Origin of the sequence: Pseudomonas sp. JUb52 (assembly GCF_004341115.1) — a bacterium.
In the GTDB taxonomy this organism is placed as follows: domain Bacteria; phylum Pseudomonadota; class Gammaproteobacteria; order Pseudomonadales; family Pseudomonadaceae; genus Chryseomonas; species Chryseomonas oryzihabitans.
The window spans coordinates 367512-388361 of sequence record NZ_SLYS01000003.1; the positions used below are offsets into that span (position 1 = coordinate 367512).

The 20850-nt window shown below is 67.7% G+C and carries 14 protein-coding genes; 9 read left to right on the forward strand and 5 right to left on the reverse strand.

From position 1 onward, the window contains the following. Positions 1-180 precede the first annotated feature (180 nt). The gene (locus EC839_RS07365) at positions 181-1392 is read left to right on the forward strand and encodes a YeeE/YedE family protein (protein WP_085982629.1); all 1212 of its coding nucleotides are present in this window, start codon (positions 181-183) and stop codon (positions 1390-1392) included. Here EC839_RS07365 and EC839_RS07370 read toward each other — a convergent pair. Together EC839_RS07370 and EC839_RS07375 are read right to left on the reverse strand one after the other, a co-directional pair. Beyond that, on the reverse strand, positions 1389-2660 hold the full coding sequence (locus EC839_RS07370; RefSeq protein ID WP_007159600.1) for a hypothetical protein: 1272 nt from the start codon (positions 2658-2660) through the stop codon (positions 1389-1391). The genes EC839_RS07365 and EC839_RS07370 overlap by 4 nt on opposite strands. Before the next feature lie 37 nt (positions 2661-2697). Beyond that, positions 2698-4275 carry a hypothetical protein gene (locus EC839_RS07375; RefSeq protein ID WP_132832486.1) on the reverse strand — a complete coding sequence of 526 codons (1578 nt, stop codon included), beginning with the start codon at positions 4273-4275 and terminating at the stop codon, positions 2698-2700. Positions 4276-4855: 580 nt separating this feature from the next. Between EC839_RS07375 and EC839_RS07380 the strand changes: the two genes are divergently transcribed. The 5 genes from EC839_RS07380 (at position 4856) to EC839_RS07400 (ending at position 10046) form a co-directional block, all read left to right on the forward strand. Continuing rightward, positions 4856-7000 (forward strand): polysaccharide biosynthesis tyrosine autokinase, encoded by a 2145-nt coding sequence (locus EC839_RS07380; RefSeq protein ID WP_132832487.1) that lies wholly within the window; start codon positions 4856-4858, stop codon positions 6998-7000. A 111-nt stretch (positions 7001-7111) separates the two neighbouring features. Beyond that, a complete protein-coding gene (locus tag EC839_RS07385; RefSeq protein WP_132832488.1) occupies positions 7112-8338 on the forward strand; it encodes a SpoIIE family protein phosphatase in 1227 nt (408 codons plus the stop codon). Between the two features lie 5 nt (positions 8339-8343). Continuing rightward, on the forward strand, positions 8344-8907 hold the full coding sequence (locus EC839_RS07390) for a SiaB family protein kinase (RefSeq protein WP_007159604.1): 564 nt from the start codon (positions 8344-8346) through the stop codon (positions 8905-8907). Between the two features lie 18 nt (positions 8908-8925). Next, positions 8926-9315: a DUF1987 domain-containing protein gene (locus EC839_RS07395; protein WP_007159605.1), complete on the forward strand. Its 390-nt coding sequence runs from the start codon at positions 8926-8928 to the stop codon at positions 9313-9315. Further along, complete coding sequence (locus tag EC839_RS07400; RefSeq protein WP_007159606.1) at positions 9312-10046, forward strand: GGDEF domain-containing protein; 735 nt, start codon at positions 9312-9314, stop codon at positions 10044-10046. Before EC839_RS07395 ends, EC839_RS07400 begins: the two co-directional genes overlap by 4 nt. Before the next feature lie 87 nt (positions 10047-10133). On the opposite strand, the gene EC839_RS07405 is transcribed toward EC839_RS07400, so the two are convergent. Beyond that, positions 10134-11768, reverse strand: a complete 1635-nt coding sequence (locus EC839_RS07405) for a glucan biosynthesis protein D (protein ID WP_007159607.1) — start codon at positions 11766-11768, stop codon at positions 10134-10136. A gap of 231 nt (positions 11769-11999) precedes the next feature. Here EC839_RS07405 and EC839_RS07410 point away from each other — a divergent pair, with 231 nt between their 5' ends. After that, positions 12000-12383, forward strand: a complete 384-nt coding sequence (locus EC839_RS07410; RefSeq protein WP_007159608.1) for a glyoxalase superfamily protein — start codon at positions 12000-12002, stop codon at positions 12381-12383. Between the two features lie 317 nt (positions 12384-12700). On the opposite strand, the gene EC839_RS07415 is transcribed toward EC839_RS07410, so the two are convergent. After that, positions 12701-14974 (reverse strand): ATP-dependent DNA helicase, encoded by a 2274-nt coding sequence (locus EC839_RS07415; protein WP_132832489.1) that lies wholly within the window; start codon positions 14972-14974, stop codon positions 12701-12703. After that, positions 14971-16632 carry a VRR-NUC domain-containing protein gene (locus tag EC839_RS07420; protein WP_007159610.1) on the reverse strand — a complete coding sequence of 554 codons (1662 nt, stop codon included), beginning with the start codon at positions 16630-16632 and terminating at the stop codon, positions 14971-14973. The genes EC839_RS07415 and EC839_RS07420 overlap by 4 nt, the downstream gene beginning before the upstream one ends. Before the next feature lie 182 nt (positions 16633-16814). Between EC839_RS07420 and EC839_RS07425 the strand changes: the two genes are divergently transcribed. Next, complete coding sequence (locus EC839_RS07425) at positions 16815-18092, forward strand: glucarate dehydratase family protein (RefSeq protein ID WP_007159611.1); 1278 nt, start codon at positions 16815-16817, stop codon at positions 18090-18092. 148 nt (positions 18093-18240) lie between these two features. Further along, positions 18241-20520: a beta-glucosidase BglX gene (gene bglX, locus EC839_RS07430; RefSeq protein ID WP_132832490.1), complete on the forward strand. Its 2280-nt coding sequence runs from the start codon at positions 18241-18243 to the stop codon at positions 20518-20520. The last annotated feature ends 330 nt before the right edge of the window (positions 20521-20850 follow it).

The window sequence follows — 20850 nt, forward strand, 5'->3', positions numbered from 1 at the left end:
CAGGGGATTCCTTTGGCCGCTTTGACCACGCCCTCGGCCAAACGGCTGCCCTGAACGCTAGATAACTTCTGGCTATATCGATGTAACCCTTTCATTCAACCAGAGCTGACGGGTGGCTGGGATTCCCGGGCAAGTCCTACTAAAATAGTCGGACTTTAGTTCGAAGCTACCGGAACCATGATGCAGCAGACCTCTACGCTTTCCTCTCCTCGCCTGCCCTGGGCGGCCCTGTGGGCGACCTGCCTGCTCGCCCTGGGCATGGTCTTTCTAGGCCAGGCCGTAGGCGGCCGTCAGGCGCTCCTGCTGCTGCTCGGCGGCGCCCTCGGCCTGACCCTCTACCACGCCGCCTTCGGCTTCACCTCGGCCTGGCGGGTGTTCATCCTCGACCGCCGCGGCGCCGGCCTGCGCGCCCAGATGGTGATGCTGGCCCTGGCGGTGCTGCTGTTCTTTCCCGCCCTGGGCGCCGGCAGCCTGTTCGGCGAGGCGGTCCGCGGCAACGTCTCGCCGCTGTCCACCTCGGTGGTGGTCGGCGCCTTCCTGTTCGGCATCGGCATGCAACTGGGCGGTGGCTGCGCCTCCGGCACCCTGTTCACCGCCGGCGGCGGCAATGCGCGGATGCTGGTGACCCTGCTGTTCTTCGTCATCGGTTCGCTGATCGCCACCCAGCACCTGGGCTGGTGGTTCGCCCTGCCCAGTCTGCCGCCCACCTCCCTGGTGACCAGCCTGGGCGTGCTGCCCGGCATCCTGGTCAGCCTGGCGGCCTTCGCCCTGATCGCCGGGGTCTCGGTGGTGCTGGAGCGCCGTCGCCACGGCTCGCTGGAAGTCACGGTGCCCGGTGAACACCAGGGCGCGGCGCGCCTGCTGCGCGGCAGCTGGCCGCTGGTCTGGGGCGCCATCGCTCTGGCCATACTGAACTTCGTCACCCTGGCCCTGGCCGGTCGCCCCTGGGGCGTCACCTCGGCCTTCGCCCTCTGGGGCGCCAAGGGTGCCGGTCTGCTCGGGCTGGACGTCTCCGGCTGGGCCTTCTGGCAGCAACCGGCCAATGCCCGGGCGCTGGCCGAGCCCTTCTGGTTCGACGTCACCAGCGTGATGAATCTCGGCATCATGCTGGGCGCCCTGGCCGCCGCGGGCCTTGCCGGGCGCTTCGCCCCCAGCCTGCGCATTCCCGCGCGGTCACTGATGGCGGCGGTGCTTGGCGGCCTGCTGCTGGGCTACGGCGCGCGGCTGGCCTATGGCTGCAACATCGGCGCCTACTTCAGCGGCATCGCCTCGGGCAGCCTGCACGGCTGGCTGTGGCTGGTGGCCGCCTTCTTCGGCAACAGCCTGGGCGTGCGCCTGCGCCCCTTCTTCTTTCCCGGCGAACGCCGCGTCGAACGCCTGACCGGCTGCTAGACCGGCAGGACCTGGCGACCGGGCGGCAGCGCTCCCGGTCGCTCCGGCAGGCTGATGACCCCGTACTGGGGTGCGCCGTGGTAGGTCTTCAGCGCCTGCATGACGAAGAGCAGGGCCGCGGTGCCCTGGTATTCGAACAGTCCCTGCAGCGGCCAGATGGTCATGAAGGCGAGGAATACCGCCAGGGTGAATTCCAGGTCGCGGCTCAGCTTGCGCGCCACTAGGTAGTGGACCGCCAGGCCGATGGGAATCACCAGGATCGACAGGAAGCCGAAGCGGAACACGGTGCCGAAGATGCCGACGTCGGAAAGGAAGAAGTAGTCGCCGAAGATCGGCTTGAAGCCGTCGTTCCACATCAGGCTGAGGCTGCCGCTGGGCAGGCCGTTGTACAGCTGCAGGTGGTTGATGATCTGGGAAATGGTGTTTTCCCGGACGTTGTCGGTAGGGCCTTCCTGCACCGAGCGCGCATAGAAATCCAGGTTGAAGCCGAGGGTTTCCAGGAGGTGCGGATAGAGGATCAGCGGCGCGATGATGATGGCGCCGAACAGCGCCGGGCCGACCAGGCGCGCGCGCAGGGCGAGGATGGTGAACACCAGGCAGACCACGATCAGCTGGCGGGTCTGCAACACCACCACGATGGTCGCCAGAAAGAACAGCGCCAGCAGGCCGTGCCTCAGCTTGGGCCGCAACTGGCCGTCGATGAAGGAGCGCCCGCGACCGGCGAAGTAGATGCAGATGAAGTAGCCGAAGAAGATGGAGCCCGCCCCCGTGGAGGCCCGTCCGGGACGGCTGAGGTCCTTCACCTCCTCGCGCAGGTCCGGCAGCATTTTGAAGTAGGACAGCCAGCACAGCAGCGCCGAGAGCAGCCCGACCAAGATGATCAGATTCTCGAACTGCACGGCATTGAGTCGCTTGGCCAGGTAGAGCACCAGGAAGGCGCTGAAGCAGTAGAGCACGCGCCGCTCCTCGATGAGGCCGTAGACCAGCGGCTGGCCCCAGAACAGCTGGGCGAACACCGCCGGCAGGCCGACGAACACCGCCGTGGAAAACAGGCAGAAGCCCATCAGCAGCCGATAGTCGCGCTGCGGCCGATGCCAGGTGCTCAGGGTGAAGAGCGCGAAGAAACCCAGGCAGATCGCCAGGTACAGCTCGCCCACGTAGCGGATGCCCACCGGATTGGTCGGGCTCTGTTCGAAGACGCCGAACTGCAGGACCATCAGGCCACCCAGGGCCAGAAAACTCAGTCGATTGATCAGCGTACCCGGCATACCCGGTTTCCTCGCAGCACGTTCATGGATGGGGCGTTCATTGCAGGCGCCAGTCACCCTCGACCTTGGCGTAGGTCAGTTGGCGACCGTCCGCCAGACTCAGGCGGGCGCGGGTGTATTCGGGCAGGTCGACGCGGAAATCCCGGCCTTCCAGATAGAGTCCGCCACAGGCCCCCGGCTCGCCGTGGTAGTCCAGCGGCTGGCGCTGCAATTCGTGGATGCTGCGGTGGAACAGCAGGTTGGCGTAGCCGCGCACCGTCATGTCGGTGGAGATGAGGGTGCAGTCCAGGGCGACCTGGCCTTTCACCAGCCCGACCAGGGCCTGGTTCTGCCGGTCGATGGCGCCCCAGCCGGTATAGACGGCGAGGTCTTGGCGATAGGTCTGGCCGTTCTGCAGGGCCGCGGCCACCAGCACCACGGCGAGCACGGCGCGCCCCGGGGTCTTCAGGGCCAGAAAGGCCAGGCCGAGCAGCAGCGCGGCGGGAAAGATGAACTTGAGGCGATCGAAGGAAAACTGGGTGGCATGCTGCAGCAGCAGCAGATTTTCCAGCAGCGGCACGCTGGCGGCGACCAGCAGCAGCGTGGTGCTGCGCGGCCAGTTCAGGCTCTTGCGCTTCCAGACCAGTACCCCCAGGGCGATGGCCACCGCGGCCAGGAACAGGCCGAAGGACAGCCCGTAGCCGGCGAAGAAGTCGGTCAGGTGGGCATTGTTCGGACTGCGGGCGAGAAAGCGCCGGGCAAAGGCCTTGAGCGTCGGCAACAGGCCCGCCGCCAGGCTGTAGTGCAGCAGCACCAGCAATCCGGCCAGCGCCGTGGCGAAGGCCAGGCGCCAGGCCATCCGCTGGCCTTCCGGCAATTGCCGGCGCTGCAGCCAGAACAGCGCGACCAGCCCGCCGCCGAAGACGTAGCCGGTCCATTCGGTCAGGGCGCCGAAGCAGACCAGGCCGGCCAGCAGCCAGCCCAGCCGCTGGCGCTGGCCGGTGGGCGCCTGCAGGTAGTGGAAGAGCGTCAGCAGACTGGCCAGCAGCAGCACTTGGTAGAAACTCTGCACCCAGTAAAGCAGGCCCTGGGACAGCAGCGCCTCGCGGCTGAACACTGCGATCAGGCAGCCCAGCACCGCGCTCGTGGCGGCCAGGCCGCGGCTGGCGCCGTGACTGCGCAGCACCAGGTAGAGCAGGCGGAACAGCAGCAGCGCCGTGAGGGCGCCGAGGGCGGCGTTGAACAGCGCGAGGCTGTGCAGCGAAGGCGTCAGCCCCGCGGCCTTGAGGCCGAGATAGGGCGCGAGAAAGCCGTAGCTGCTGAAGCTGGTGTAGACGTAGTCGCCACTGTGGGTGGGGATGGTCGCGCCCCAGGACACCTGCTTGTCGTGATTGCCGCCCAGGGTCACCGTGGGCAGCCACCAGTGGCGGGTCACGCCGGATTCGTCCAGGGCATTGAGACTGAGCAGGACGTGATAGCTGGCTTCGAGATTCTGCGCCCCGGTGCCGTCGCGAAAATCCGGCAGGCGCCAGAGCAGCGCCAGCAGCAACAGTAGACCGACCACCAGACCGCCCAGCCAGAACGGCCACCGTCCCACCCGGACCCCGGGATGGGTAACGTCAGATACCACGCTCATTGTCCTGTCTCCTGACAGCCATGCAGTCGAGAACGCCGTCCAGGGCAGTGAAGAACCAGGCGCCATCCTCCGCAGGCCTGGTACAACCGGTGCAAGACCGCCCACGCAGGCCAAGAGGCGCGTGGGCGGGTAACCGGGCTTCAACCGCTGACTACATTCAAGAAGCCGTCAGGAACACGCCGGTGCCAGGGGGCCGCGGCGTTTGCATCTGCTACCTGGGGTGCCTTCGCCAGCAAGGGCACGGGCACGAGCGACCCCGGGACACCAGGCGCTGGCCATGGCTTGTCGTCCGGAGACACGACAGGTCGCGAAGAAGACTGCCTTAGCACCTTGACGCTGCCAAGCGGGCATCCGTCGCGTTCTGCACGGAGTGTCACATTTTTGGCTTTTGCTTTCGCTTAGAGTCGACGCAGCACTCCAGCCGACAAGGCGCGGATCCCCGATCCAGCGCCTGGCGTTCCCAGCTGTGCCCTGCCTGGTGTGATGATTTCGACCCCCGGTTCGCCGCGCGCTGCCCTCTCGCCAGCGTGCGGCTGCGACGGCTGTCCTTTCTCGTACCTGCCCCAAGGCCCGCTCCTGCATGGACAAGTCGCATCAGACGCTCCCCGCCGCCACCCAGGCCGCGGACATAGGTTTCGCCCGCTACTGCGCCGCGCTCTGGCGCCATCGTCGCAGCCTGCTCGTCTGCATCGTCCTCTGCACCCTGGTGGGCGTGGCCTATGCGCAACTGGCCGCGCCGCGCTATCAGGCGGTGGCGACGGTGCAGATCGAATACCAGCGCGGCATCGTGCGGCTGGACGAAGCCGACAACGGCCGGCCGCTGCCGCCGCCGGAAGCCATCACCGAGATGCAGCTGCTCACCTCGCGGCGGGTGGTCGGCGAGGTGGTGGACGCCGAGGGCCTGGACCTGAGCGTCACCCCGCGGCGCCTGCCGCTGCTGGGCGACTGGCTGGCGCGCCGCCACGAACGCGCGGGCACCGGGGTGGCCCCGCCGCTGTTCGGCCTCGCGCGCTTCGCCTGGGGCGGCGAACAGCTGACCATCGCCAGGCTGAGCGTACCCGACGCCCTCTATGGCCAGCCGCTGACCCTCACCGCCGAGGCCCCGGATCGCTTCCTGCTGAGCGATGCCCAGGGCAAGCGCCTGCTGGAAGGTCGGCTGGGCCAGCCGGCCAGCGCCGGCGAGCTGCAGCTGGACATCGCCCACCTGCACGCCTATCCGGGCACCGAATTCATCCTCGTCAAGCAACGCCGCGGCGTGGCCATCCAGGCGCTGCAGGAGCGGCTGATGGTCAGCGAGCGCGGCAAGCGCTCGGGCATCCTCTCGATCCAGCTGCAGGACACCGATCCGCAGCGGGCGCAACGCATCCTGCGCGGCATCACCGAGGCCTATGTGCGCCAGGACGTGACCCGCAACGCCGACGAATCCACCCAGCAACTGGCCTTCCTGCGCCAGGAGTTGCCGCGGGTGAATCAGCGCCTGGCCGACGGCCGCCAGGCGCTGGACCGCTATCAGCGCCGCCAGGGCTCCATCGCCATCGGCGAAGAGGGACGCAGCCTGCTGCGCCAGGCGGTGGACCTCGATGGCCAGCTGTCGGCCCTAGAGATGGAGCGCCTCGGACTGGCACTGCGCTTCACCACCACCCACCCGCTGTACCAGACCCTGCTGGCGCGCCGCCAGGTGCTCAACGGCGAGCGCCAGGCCGTGCAGCAGCGCCTGGCCAAGCTGCCCCAGACCCAGCAGGAGGTTCTGCGCCTGCAGCGCGACGTCGAGGCGGCGGACAAGCTCTATGCGCTGATGAGCAAGCGCATCCAGGAATTGTCGGTGGTGCGCGCCGGCACGGTGAGCGATGTGCGCATCATCGACAGCGCCTATACCCAGATCGCCCCGGTCTATCCCAAGAAGCCCCTGCTGATCCTCAGCGCCCTGCTCTTCGGCTGCCTGGCCGGGATGGCCTGGGTCTATCTGCGCGCCAGCCTGGAGCGCGGCATCGAAGACGCCGAGGGCCTGGAAAATCTGGGCCTGCCGGTGCTGGCGCAATTGCCGCTGACGCCGAGCCGCCAACTCGGCGGCCCGCTGCAGACCTCACTCGACAGCGGCTACCAGGAGGCCCTGCGGATCCTGCGCACCAGCCTGGCCTTCGCCCGCACCGAGGCGCGCAACGACCTGCTGCTGATCACCAGCGCCAGCCCCGGCGCCGGCAAGTCCTCGGTGGCCATGCAACTGGCGCGGGTGCTGGCCGAAGGCGGGACGCGGGTGCTGCTGGTGGATGCCGACCTGCGGCGCGGACGCCTGCACCGGCGCCTGCAACTGGCGCGCCGCCCGGGTCTGGCCGAGGTGCTGGCGGGGCTGGCGACGCCCGAGCAGGCGATCCAGCCCTCGGCGATCCCCGGCCTGGATTGCCTGGTGGGCGGCGTCCGCCCGCCCAATCCGGCCGAACTGCTGATGAGTGCGCGCTGTACCGAGCTGCTGCGCGGCCTGCAGCAGGACTACGAACTGGTCATCCTCGACACCCCGCCGGTGCTGGCGGTGACCGATGCCGTGCTGCTGGCCGCCCAGGCCGGTACCTGCCTGCTGGTGTCGCGCCATGGCTGCAACACCGCCAAGGAAATCGAGGCCACCCAGCGCCAGTTCGCCCACAGCGGTCTGGTGCTCCAGGGTGCGGTGCTCAACGCCGTGCCGCCCCCGCCGTTCACCCGCGCCGCCCTGGGGGTCCTGACCGGCTGACGCCCACCTGGCCAGGCCCGGCGCTATGCTGGCGCCTGGCCAGCTCCTGTCATCAAAGCTCAATACGGAGCCCCTAGGCTGCATCGACCTCCCGAGAACGGATTCGTATCGATGTCGTCCGCTCCCCTGCCCTCCGCGCGTGCCGCCTCCCGCCCCAGCCAACGCTGCGCCCTCGACCTCTGCACCCAGTGGCCCGCCGTCGAGGCCGAGCACACCAACGCCATGGTCATGGACCTGTTCAACGAACTCCGCGAGATCACCAGTCTCGCGGTAGTCGAGCACGACCGCCCGATCGGCCTGATCAACCGCGACATCTTTCTCTCGCAGATGAGCAAGCCGTATCACCGCGAAGTCTACGATCGCAAGAGCTGCATCGCCTTCATGGACAAGGAGCCGCTGGTGGTGGATGCCGACCTGTCCATCGAGGAACTGACCCGGCGCACCGTCGAGGTGGGCGAAAAGGCCCTGGCCGATGGCTTCATCGTCACCCGCGAAGGGCGCTTCGCCGGGCTCGGCCTGGGCGTGCAGCTGATGCGCATCGTCTCGGATCTGCAGGCCGAGAAGAATCGCCAGATCATGCACAGCATCGAATACGCCAGCGTCATCCAGCGCGCCATGCTGCGCAGCTCGCGCGAGGCCCTGGCGGTGATGGAACAGGACGCCACCCTGGTCTGGCAGCCGCGCGACGTGGTCGGTGGCGACTTCTATCACTTCGCCCAGCACGCAGACGGCTGGTTCGGCGCCATTGCCGACTGCACCGGGCACGGCGTGCCCGGTGCCTTCATGACCCTGATCGCCTCGGCGTCCCTGACCCAGGCCCTGCAACAGCTGGGACCGCGCGATCCCTCGGCGTTGCTCTCGGCGATCAACGCCAGCGTCAAGGCGATGCTGGGCCAGTCCGGCGGCATCTCCGAATCCAACGACGGCCTGGACCTGGCCTGCTTCTGGGTGGACAGAGGCAGCCACAGCCTGACCTACGCCGGCGCCCGCATGCCGCTCCACCTGCTGGCACCCGACGCCGCGGACGTCCTGACCCTGCCGCCGCTGCGCCTGGGGGTCGACTACGCCGACAGCCCGCTCGATCAGTGCTGGCCGGCCACCACCCTGCCGTTGCCGCCGGGCAGCCTGCTGTTCGCCACCACCGATGGCCTGATCGACCAGATCGGCGGCCCGCGGCGCACCTCCTTTGGCAAGCGCCGCGCCCTGACCCGGCTGAGCGAATCGCGTGCGCTGCCTACCGCGGCCTTCTGTGAGCAACTCAGCGCGGACCTCGCCCACTGGCAAGGCGACGAACTGCGTCGCGACGACCTCACCTTCCTCTGCATCCGCGTGGCCTGAACGACATGACCGCCTCCTTTCCCGCGAACGGCGCCTTTCTCGACATCGCCCAGCAGCAGCACGTGATCTTCTATCACCGCGGTTATTTCTCCCATGGCATCGTCGCAGCCATGGCCGAGGTGGTGAAGCTGCAACTGGAGTTCGAAGGCATCAGCGGCGCCACCCGGCGCAAGCTGTTTTCTTCCTTCATCGAATTGTCACAGAACGTCCTGCATTATTCCGCCGATGCCCTGCCGCCGGACGCCCTGGCGGACACCAAGCTGGGCCAGGGCTCGGTCTGTATCACCCGCCAGGACGGCAACTACCAGATGCTCTGCGCCAACCCCATCGCCAGCGACAAGGTCGACGCCCTGCGCGAGCGGCTCGAGCCGCTGTGCAGCATGTCGCTGGAACAGATCAAGCAGGCCTATCGCGAGTCCCTGCGCGCCGAGACCCCGGCCGACAGCAAGGGCGCCGGCCTCGGCTTCCTGACCATGGCGCGCGATGCCAGCGCGCCTCTGGAATTCGCCTTCCATCCCTCGACGCAGACGCCGGGCACCACCCTGTTCTGCCTGAAAGCCATCATCTGACAGGGACCCCTACCTCGTATGGACACCATGTTCATCGCTCCCACCGCCACCTCTCCGGAGGTGGACTTCCGTTTCGCCGAGGACGAGCTCTGGCTCAAGGGCGAATCCTTTCCGGAAAACGCCGCGGCCTTCTACCTGCCGGTGATCGAGTCGCTGCGGGCCTACCTCGACCAGCGCCGGGACGCCCGCATCCGGGTGCACGTGGCCCTGGCCTATTTCAACAGCTCCAGCACCAAGATGCTGTTCACCCTGTTCGATGCCCTGGACCAGGCGGCCCAGGCCGGCAACCGGGTGGAGCTGCACTGGTACTACGATGCCGAGGACGAGACCATCCAGGAATTCGGCGAAGAACTGCGACTGGACTTCCAGGCGCTGACGTTCATCGAGCATCCCGAGCTGCCGGCATGACCGCCAGCGTCAGGCGCTACAGCCCCGCCGAGGCGGGCCCCGACCTGTTCGAGCAGGAAGCCGGGGTGCTGCAGGCGGCGCGCGCCCTCTATGGGGCCGACGACGCCGATGCCGAGCGCTACCGAGCCGCCCTCGGCGACCTGACGCTGCATTTCGAACGCCTGATGCGCGAGACCCGCCGGCTGATTGCCCGCAGCGATCGCGCCGAACGCGAGATGAACACCCTCAACCAGCAATTGCAGACCCTCAGCCAGCAGCTGGAGTACCGCGCCACCCACGACGCCCTCACCGGGATGCTCAATCGCGGCGCGGTGATCGACCAGGCCGGCCAGGCCCTGCGGCAACGGGGTGGGGCCATGATCGTCCTGGACATCGACCACTTCAAACGCATCAACGACGAGTTCGGCCATCCCGCCGGCGATCGGGTGATCCAGGCCATCGCCCGCTGCCTGCAGGAGCTGGTCCAGGCGCCGGCCATCGTCGGTCGGGTGGGTGGCGAGGAATTCACCGTGCTGCTGCCGACCCTGGCGCGGGACGAGGCCCTGGCCATGACCGAACGCCTGCGTCTGCGCATCGCCCGGGAGGCGAGCGGACCGGCGCCGGTGACGGCCAGCTTCGGCCTCAGCCTCAACCTGCCGGGGACCGACTTCGAGCTCGCCTACGGCCTGGCCGACGCCGCGCTCTACCGGGCCAAGCGCGCGGGGCGCAACCAGGTGGTGCTGGCCGACTGACCACCGCGATCAGTCAGCCCCACGCCCTTCTTCCGGGCACAAAAAAGCCGCTGCGCCGGGGAGGCACAGCGGCTTTTTGCTGACCGCTTAGGACTGTTTCCAGTCCGGATAGCGGCGCTGGTCGGCGGCTGGCGGGAAGTACTGGTACAGCCAGGTTTCGCTCAGGGCGCGATCCTGGGTGCGGATGAAGGCACGCATCTGCACCGGATCGGCCTTGTCGCTGGTGGGGTACCAGTCGAAGATCACCCGGTAGCCGCCGATTTCGTCGATCTTGAGCACGTGGAAATCCTGCACCTTGCCGTCGGTGACGGTGACCACCGGCTCGATGCCGGTACCCTCGGGCAGGAACGACAGGCCGCCGCCGTTGAAATCGATGGCGAAGCGCCGCGCCCAGACCTTGGGCCAGTGCTCACCGGGCGCCCAGCCCTCGGGGAAGCCGCCGATGCCGGAACGGGTGGCATAGACCCGCGCCAGCGGCGTGCTCACCGGCGGCAGCGCACTCCAGTGCAGCTTGTAGCCATAGTTCAGCGACTTGCCGGCGGTAATGGTCTCGGCCGGCGCCCAGAAGGCCACGATGTTGTCCAGGGTCTCGCCGGTGGTGGGGATCTCCAGCAGTTGGATGGCACCCTCGCCCCAGGCGGAGGTGGGCTCGACCCACAGACTCGGCCGGCGGTCGTAGCGGACCATGACGTCCTGGTAGCTTTCGAATTCGTGGTCGGTCTGCACCAGGCCGAAGCCCTTGGGACTGTCGTCCTTGAAGGCGTTGAACTGCAGCTTGGGCGGATTGTTCAGCGGACGGCAGATCCACTCGCCGTTGCCCTTCCACATGGCCAGGCGGTCGGAGTCGTGGATCTGCGGGTGGTAGGTGTTGCAGGTCTGCCGCTCGTGGGTGCCGCAGCCGAACATGCTGGTCATGGGCGCGATGCCCAGTTGCTTGATGTCGCGGCGGGCGTTGACGTTGGCGTCCACGTCCATCACCACGCGGTCGTTCAGGCAATCGATGTCGAAGCGATAGGCGCCGGTGGCGCTAGGCGAATCCAGCAGCGCATAGACCACGAAGCGGGTGCTGTTCTTGCTCGGGGTGACGAACCAGAACTTGGTGAAGTCGGGGAATTCCTCGGGGCGATCGGCATAGGTGTCGATGGCCAAACCGCGGGCCGAGAGGCCGTACTGGCGGGTCTTGTCCACGGCGCGGAAGTAGCTGGCGCCAAGGAAGGAGACGATGTCGTACTGGGCCAGGTGCGGCGCCTTGAACACCTTGAAGCCGGCGAAGCCCAGGTCGCCCTTGAGCTGGCTCTTGTCGACGCCGCTGTCGTTGTAGTTGAACAGCTCGGGGCGGAAGTGGACTTCCTTGGCCTCGTTGGTCTTGGGGTCCACCGAGAACATTCGCACCGGGGTCTTGAAGCCCATGCCGACGTGGAAGAACTGCACGTCCAGCTGGCCCTTGAGGTCGTGCCACAGCGAATGCTTGGCATCGTAGCCGATGGCGTTGAACTGCTGCGGCGTCATGTTCGCCAGGGTGTCGGGCAGTTTCTGGGCGGTGGGCTGGTAGGCCTGGCCGGCCAGCTCCTTGGCGTGCTGCTTGAGCCAGTCGAAATCGAAGGCCTGGCCATCGCCATTGGCCGGATTGGCAAAGGCCTGGAGGGCGAACAGCCCGGTGGAGGGAATGCCGGTGTAGGCCGCCAGGGCCAGGGACGCTTTGAGCAGGTGTCTACGCTGCATGGATCAACCTTGGTCACTAAGGATGAAAGATTCGGCCCAGCCGAACCGCCAGAAAGGAAAAAGAATGCACGATACCCGGATAGGTTCGCCATCGCACCGGTGAACTGCAGCCTAGCGCACGCTCTGGCCTGCCAGAGGGGTTACCAAAGCTTTCCGGATCACAGTTCCGGTTGCCGGGCCTCCCGGAAAGCGCATCATCGACCTTCCCTTGCCGCTTCCCTGGAGATCCTCATGGCCGCTGCCGCCATCGCCTTCGGGCAACCCAGCCCCATCCTGCGCATCTTCGATGACGAAAAGGCGCGCGAATTCTACTGCCACTTCCTGGGTTTCCGCCTGGTCTGGGAACACCGCTTCGAACTGGGGCTGCCGCTGTACGCCGAAGTCGAGCGCGCCGGCCTGCGCCTGCATCTCTCCGGCCACCACGGCGATGCCTGCCCCGGCTCGACGGTCTTCGTCCGCCTGACCGGCATCCGCGCCTTCCAGGCCGAATTGCTGGCCAGGGACTACGGCTTCGCTCGCCCGGGTATCGAGGAATTGCCCTGGGGCCCGGTGATGGAGATCGCCGATCCCTTCGGTAACAGGCTGAGGTTTTGCGAGGAGACGCCGGAGGCCTAAGCAACGGCTGTACGGTGATCGCGGCCAGGGGCCGCTCCTACAGGCTCGATGATGGAGATGACCGCCTGCGCGGATGGCTCCCTCTCCCCTCGGGAGAGGGTTGGGGTGAGGACGCCCTCGCCACAAAGTCCCCAGTGGAAAAGGCTGCGCCGTTTTCCACGCTACGGCTCTACACCTGGTGCCCCCCTATAACGGCTAAGACAGTTACTCCTACGGGCTCGATGTAATCGTAGGAGCGGCCCATGGCCGCGATCAACAAAACACCGGAGTGCCATAGGATCAGTTGCATCGGCGGGCGGCCATGACCGGGATAGGCTTCAAGCCGGCGCAGGTTCGCCCGTGGGCACCGCGCCCTCCTCCACCTGCCACCAGCTCGGCAGCAGCGCCCTGACCTCGGGCTGGGTGAATCTGTCGTCGATGAGATAGAGGCAGCCGCGGTCCTGCACGGTGCGGATCACCCGGCCGGCGGCCTGGATGACCTTTTGCAGCCCAGGATAGAGGTAGGCATAGCGATAGCCGTCGCCGAAGCGCCGCTGCAGGCGCTGGCGCAGCTGTTCGTTGACCGGATTGAGCTGGGGCAGGCCCAGGGTGGCGACAAAGGCGCCGATCAGGCGGTCGCCGGGCAGGTCGATGCCCTCGCCGAAGCTGCCGCCGAGCACGGCGAAGCCGATGCCGCGGCCGTCGGCCTGGAAACGCTCGAGAAAGGCCTGGCGGGCGGCTTCGTCCATGCCGCGGGACTGGCGCCACTGGGGCACGTCGGGAGCCAGCTCGGCCAGCGCCTCGGCCACCTGGTCGAGGTAGTCGAAGCTGCTGAAGAAGGCCAGGTAGTTGCCCGGGCGTTGGCGATAGCGACTGGCGATCAGGGCGGCGATGGGCGCGCGCGAGGCGGCGCGGTCGGCGTAGCGGGTGGAGAGCCTCACCAGGCGCACCTCCAGCTGCTCGGCGGCGAAGGGCGAGGCGACGTCGACCCAGGCGCTGCCGGCCGGGACCCCGAGCAGATCGCGGTGGAAATGCTGGGGAATCAGGGTGGCGGAGAACAGGGTGCAGCTGTGCGCCGCCGCCAGCCGCGGACCGACGAAGGGCGCCGGCACCAGATTGCGCAGGTTGAGTTGCGATTGCGCCTTGCCGCGGCCCTTGAGCAGGGTGACATCGAACAGCGAGTGATCGCCAAAGGTCTCGCCCAGGCGCATGAACTGCAGCAGGTCGAAGAACAGCGTCTGCAGCTCCGGCGCCGGCGGCTGCCCGGATTCGCCGAAGTGCTCGGTGAGCAGCCCCACCACCCGTTGCAGGGCGGTCAGGAAGGCGGCCGGCAATTCCGGCTGTACCTGGTAGTCGACCTGCTGCTCCTTGTGCAGGCGATTCCACTCGCGATTGAGCGCCTGCAGGCCTTTGGCGATGGCCGGGGGCGCCACCGCCTTACCGGCGGCCAGGCGACGCTGGTCGAGGCTGGCGCTGTACATCCCGCGGGCGCGGTCGAGCAGGTTGTGGGCCTCGTCCACCAGCACCCCGACCCGCCATTCCTGGGTCTGGGCCAGGGCGTGGAGCATGGCGCTGCCGTCGAAGTAGTAGTTGTAGTCGCCCACCACCACGTCGCTCCAGCGCGCCAGTTCCTGGGCCAGGTAGTAGGGGCAGACCTCATGGGCCAGGGCCGTCTCCCGCACCCGCGCCCGGGTCAATTGCGTGGGTTCGGCCAGGGCGGCGGCGCGGGCCGCCGGCAGGCGGTCATAGAAGCCACGCGCCAGCGGGCAGGACTCGCCGTGGCAGGCCAGCTCCGGGTGTTCGCAGGCCTTGTCCCGCGCCACCAGTTCCAGCACCCGCACCGGCGCGGCCAGGGACTCCAGACCATGCAGGGCCAGGGCGCGGCCAGGGGTCTTGGCGGCCAGGAAGAACAGCCGGTCCAGGTTCTGCCGCGGCATGGCCTTGAGCAGCGGGAACAGGGTGCCCACCGTCTTGCCGATGCCGGTAGGCGCCTGGGCCAGCAGGCAGCAGCCGACGCTGGCGGCCTTGTAGACGGCTTCCGCCAGGGGCCGCTGGCCGTGGCGAAAGTCGGGATGGGGAAAGGCCAGGGTCGCCAGCGCCGCATCCCGCGCGGCGCGATGGGCCAGTTCCTGGCGCGCCCAGGCGAGAAAGCGCGAACACTGGAGTTCGAAATGCGCGGCCAGGTCCGCGGCCGTCCACTGCTCGGTGAAGACGGTCTCGGCACCCGTGCCGATATCGAAATAGACCAGCGCCAGGGTCAGCTCCGAAAACTCGCGGCTCTGGCAGAGCAGATGGCCATAGACCTTGGCCTGGGCCCAGTGCAGGTGGCGGTGGTTGCCCGGCTGGCGCTCCAGACTGCCCCTGTGGGTCTTGATCTCTTCCAGGCGCTGGGCTGCGGCGTCGAAGCCATCGGCGCGACCGCGTACCTGCAGGTCCTCGAAGTCGCCCTGCAGGCTGACCTCGCGCTCATAGTCGGGGCCGCGCCGGGCGGCCACCCGCTGGTGGCCCTCGATGCCCTCCAGGGCGGTGGGCGACGGGGTGAATCTGAGATCCAGATCGCCGGCCTTGGCGGTGAATTCGCAGAGGGCGCGAACGGCGATGCGATAGCTCATGCGGAGGTCGCGGCCACCTGCCACTGCACGTGGCAGACGCTGACCGGGATGTCGTGGGCGGCGAAGAAGTCCAGCCAGCGGCGCTGGTTGTCCTGCAGGCGGTCGCCCGGACCCTTGACCTCGATCATCCGGTAGCGGCCTTCCGCCGGCCAGAACTGGATAAGGTCGGGCAAGCCGGTGCGATTGTTTTCCGGATCTTCCAGCAACCGCTCGAAGCACAGCCGCAGGTGCCGCGCCGGCAGGCAGGCCAGGGCCTGGTCGAGCAGGTCGCTGCCGAGGATGCCCCAGGCGACGAAGGGCGAGGCCAGGCCACGCTTGCTGGCGAAGCGCTCGCGGATCACGCTCGGATAGGAGCCGTCGTCCAGGCGCGCCAGGCAGGCGGCGAAGGCCTCGGCCCGCCGCTCGCGAAAGCCCGGCAGGCGCAGGTCGGCCGGTTCGCGCTGATAGGGGTGGAAGAAGGCGCCGGGGATGGCGAGGAAGATGGCGTCCCAGCACAGCAGCCCGAACAGGCTGGTAAGCAAGGTGTTTTCCACGTAGTGCACCGGCGCCTCGTCGCGGCCCAGGTGCTCGCGCACCAGCCACTCGACCCGGCGCAGGCCGTCGTTGACCAGTTCGAAGTCGAGGCGCTCCACCGGGCTGGCCGGACGGCGCTTGTTGGGCGGGCCGCCCTGCTTGCGCACCAGCCGCGGCAGGATGCGCGCCACCTGCTGGCGTTCGGCGTCATGGGCCGGGGCGGCGACGATAGCTTCTGCCAGCGCCTGGGCGGCAGGCCAGTCCTCCAGCCGTTCGAGCATGCGTAGGGCGCGGATGCGCGATTCGGGGTGCGCCGAGGCGGCATAGAGCGCCTGGGCCTGGGCCAGTTCGCCGAGGCGTTCGTGGTGCTGCGCCAGTTCATGCAGCAACTTGCCGCGGCGCAATTCCAGCCAGGTGTTGGCGAAGCGTTCGGCGGGCAGCAGCGGCAGCAGCTCGGCGGCCGGCAGCCCATCGCGCAGCGCTTGGCGGCAGCGCTGGATGTGGAGGTAGGCGTCCACCTCGTGGCGCTGGCCAAAGGCACGGGATTCGACGCTGAAGGCCACCGTCTCGTACTGGAAGATACCCAGATCGGCCAGCACGAAGTCGGTCCAGTCCTGGTGCAGATTGCCAAAGAACAGCAGACGCAGGCGATCGCAGAGGTCCATCAGGGTCAGCCGCCAGACCCCCTCCGCCACCAGCTCGGGCGCGCTACCGGCCCAGCCGCTGAAGGCCAGGGGCGTGACCTGCTCGGCCTCCAGCCGCGCCAGCCAGTCCTCCTTGCGCCCGGCCTTGGGCAGGCGATTGCCAAAGCAGCCGAGCAGTTCTTCCTTGCGCAGCAGGGCGAAGAGTTCGATCAGGTGCAATTCCGGATCGGCCAGCAGCCAGCCGAGCTCCACCAGCGGACTCGCCGCGGCGCGGGGACAGCCGATCTCGCCATAGACCAGCTTGCTGGCACGGAACACCTCGCCCTTGCGCATCACCAGGCGTACCAGCAGAGCCCGCGAGGGCTGCGGCAGCTCGGCGAAGGCGGCGATGAAGGCCTGCTCGCGGTCGTCGAGCAGATCGGGATAGCGCAGGGCGACCCAGTCCAGTACCCGCTGGAAGTTGTGCAGATAGTAGAGGGGATCTTCGAGCGGAGCTTTCATGCGAAAGGGGCGAATAGGGTGGCGGCTGGCTATTTATCCAGCCCCGACCGGAGCGGGCAACCCCGATGCGATATGCGGTCATGCCGCCGGAGTCATGGCACTTCTTTCGGTTGAAGATCCCGACCGGTAGTCATACGATGACTGACAAAGACCGCCACAACTACAAGTCCAGGAGTCTGAGCGTGAAGATCAAACGGATCACCGTTACCCCCATCGCCTTTCGCGATGCCCCGCTGCTCAACGCCAGCGGCATCCACGAACCCTATGCGCTGAGATCCATCATCGAGGTGGAAGGCGACAACGGCCACATCGGCCTGGGCGAGAGCTATGGCGACGCCCCGGTACTGGCCGTGTTGAAGGCCATGGAAAGCAGCCTGGTCGGCCTCTCCGCCTGGGACCTCAACGGCCTGCGCGCCCGGGTGGTGGAGACCGTCGCCGGCCTCGCCGGCGGCGTGGTGGCCGGCGCCGAACTGGCGCCCGGCTCCCATCCGAGCAAGCAGGTGGCCAACGCCTATTCCGCCTTCGAGGTGGCCTTTCTCGACCTGCAGGCGCGCTCCCTGGGCATTCCCCTGGTCGAACTGCTCGGCGGTGCGGTGCGCCGCGAGGTGCCCTTCAGCGCCTACCTGTTCCTCAAGTACGCCGAGCACATCGATGCGCCCTACCCGCCCGATCGCTGGGGCGAAGCCATCAGTCCCGAGCAGGTGGTGGCCCAGGCGGCGCGGATGATCGAGGAGAACGGCTTTCAGAGCATCAAGCTCAAGGCTGGCACCCTGCTCGGTCCGGACCACGAGGCGGCCTGCATCAAGGCCCTGCGCCAGGCCTTTCCCGAAGCGCCGCTGCGCATCGACCCCAACGGCAACTGGTCGCTGGAAACGTCGCTGCGCATCGCCGAGGTGCTGAAGGACGACCTGCAGTACTACGAGGACCCGACCCCGGGCCTGGACGGCATGGCCGAACTGCACCGGCGCACCGGCATACCCCTGGCCACCAACATGGTGGTCACCGACTTCGATGAATTCCGCCGCAGCGTGGCCCAGAACAGCGTGCAGATCGTGCTCGCCGATCATCACTACTGGGGCGGTCTCCGGGACACCCAGATCCTCGCGCGGCTGTGCGACACCTTTGGCCTGGGCGTCTCCATGCACTCCAACTCGCACCTGGGCATCAGCCTCATGGCCATGACCCACGTGGCCGCCGCGGTGCCCAACCTGGCCTATGCCTGCGACACCCACTATCCCTGGCAGGAAGAGGACGAAGAGGTCATCCAGGGCGGCAAGCTGCCGATCCGCAATGGCTGCGTGGCGATCACCGATGCGCCCGGCCTGGGCGTGGAGCTGGACCAGGACCAGCTCGCCAAGCTGCACGCGCAATTCCTCGCCATCGACATCCGCAGCCGCGACGACGTGCGCCAGATGCGCAAGTACCAGCCGGACTGGGAAACCCGCAAGCCGCGTTTCTAGGTCTTCGCCCCCCTTCCCCAGGCCCCTGACGACCGGCTCGCCCGCCGGCCGTCAACGGCTCCGCTTCCCGGCGTCGCGGTTGTACAATCCCCTCGGCACAAGGGTGCCCAAGAACAACGAGAAAGTACGCACAGGGAATTGGGGGACGATGTTGAACGCACCACGCCTCACCGCACTCATGCTCGGCCTGGGACTGGCGGTCAGCGCCACCCTCGCCCCGGCGCAGGACAGGGATCCGGCACGCGCCTACGTCGACGCCCTGCTGGCGAAGATGACCCTGGAGGAAAAGATCGGTCAGCTCAATCTGGTGAGCGTCGGGCCGGACTATCCCAAGGAAGCCATCATGGCGGACATCCGCGCCGGCAAGGTGGGCGCCATGTTCAACACCGTGACCCGCCCCGACATCCGCCAGATGCAGGACCAGGTCGCTCACAGCCGGCTGAAGATCCCGCTGTTCTATGCCTATGACGTCATCCACGGCATGCGCACCATCTTCCCCATCAACCTGGGCCTGGCCAGCACCTGGAATCTCGACGCCATCGCCACCAGCGGGCGCATCTCCGCCCTGGAAGCGGCGGCCGACGGACTCGACCTGACCTTTTCCCCCACCGTCGACGTCACCCGTGAACCGCGCTGGGGCCGTGCCTCGGAAACCTTCGGCGAAGACACCTGGCTGACCTCGCGCATCGGCGCCACCCTGGTGCATGCCTACCAAGGCAAGGACCTGCGCGCCCCGCACAGCCTCATGGCCAGCATCAAGCACTTCGGCGGCTACGGCGCCGTGGAAGCCGGGCGCGACTACAGCAACGTCGACATGAGTCCGCAGCGACTCATGCAGGACTACCTGCCGCCCTATCGCGCCGCTGCCGAGGCCGGTGCCGGGGCGGTGATGGTGGCGCTCAACAGCATCAACGGCGTCCCGGCCACGGCCAATCGCTGGCTGCTGCAGGATCTGCTGCGCAAGGACTGGAACTACCAGGGCCTGCTGATCAGCGACCACGGCGCCATCAACGAGCTGGTGCTGCACGGGGTGGCCAAGGACACCCGTGACGCCGCCGAACAGGCGCTCAAGGCCGGCGTCGAGCTGAACATGCACGACGACGTCTACGGCAAGCAGCTGCCTGCCCTGCTGGCCGCCGGCAAGGTGACCCAGGCCGAGATCGACCAGGCCGTGCGCGACATGCTCTTGACCAAGTACGGCATGGGGCTTTTCGACGATCCCTATCGCCGGCTGCAGGGCCAGGACCCGGCCGACACCAACGCCGAATCGCGGCTGCACCGCGCCGAGGCGCGTCAGGTGGCCCGCGAGAGTCTGGTGCTGCTGAAGAACGAAAAGGCCGTGCTGCCGCTGCGCAAGGGCGCCACCCTGGCGGTGGTGGGCCCGTTGGCCGACAGTCCGCGCGACGTCATGGGCAACTGGTCCGCCGCCGGCGTGGCCGCCCAGGCCGTCTCCATCCGCCGCGGCCTGGAAAACGCCGTGGCCGGTCAGGGCAAGGTGCTCTATGCCAAGGGCGCCAACCTGCTGGACGACCGCGATGTGCTGGCCTACCTGAACTCCTACGAACCGGCGGTCGCGGTGGATCCGCGCAGCGCCAGCGAACTGATCGCCGAAGCCGTGGCCACCGCGCGCCAGGCCGAGGTGGTGGTGGCCGTGGTCGGCGAATCCCAGGGCATGGCCCACGAGGCCTCCAGCCGCGCCCGCATCAGCGTGCCCGACACCCAGCGCGAGCTGATCAAGGCGCTCAAGGCCACCGGCAAGCCGCTGGTGCTGGTGCTGATGAACGGCCGCCCGCTGGCGCTGGAATGGGAACAGGAACAGGCCAATGCCCTGCTGGAGGCCTGGTTCCCCGGCACCGAAGGTGGCAACGCCGTGGCCGATGTGCTGTTTGGCGACCACAATCCCTCCGGCAAACTGACCATGACCTTTCCCCGTGAAGTGGGTCAGGTGCCGCTGTACTACAACCACCTGAGCAGCGGCCGGCCCTTCGATGCGGCCAAGCCGAACAAGTACACCTCGCGCTACTTCGACATCGTCAACGGCCCGCTCTACCCCTTCGGCTACGGCCTGAGCTACACCACCTTCGAGGTCTCGGCGCCGCAGCTGTCCAGCGCCACCCTGAAGAAGGGCGACACCCTGACCGCCAGGGTCACGGTCAAGAACACCGGCAGCCGCGCCGGCGCCACCGTGGTGCAGCTCTATCTGCACGACGTGACCGCCTCCCTGGCGCGACCGGTCAAGGAGCTCAAGGGCTTCCAGAAGGTGATGCTGCAACCGGGCGAGAGTCGCGAGCTGGACTTCCCCATCACCGAGGCGGACCTGCGCTTCTACAACAATGACCTCAAGCTGGTCTCGGAGCCGGGCGAATTCAAGGTGATGGTCGGCCTGGATTCGGAGCGAGTGCGCGAGGGGAGTTTCACGCTGCTCTAAGGGGGTTCAGCCCTCACCCCAGCCCTCTCCCAGAGGGAGAGGGGGTCAAAGCGTGCAGCTCGATGCCCCCTGGCCTTCCTGCCGGCCCTCGTCCCAACCCTCTCCCAAGGGGAGAGCGGGTAAAAATCCTCCACCTCGATGCCGCCGCCTCCCTTCATGCCCTAGCCGCCCCCTCTCCCTCCGGGAGAGGGTTGGGGTGAGGGAAACGGCGGCGCCTTGAATCCGACCCGTTGGGCTTCGCTAACGCTCAACCCCCGAAGCCCAACGAATCGAACCACGCCTCGTAGCGGCTGGATCCGATAGCCGCCACCGCGCACTGACGATGGTCCG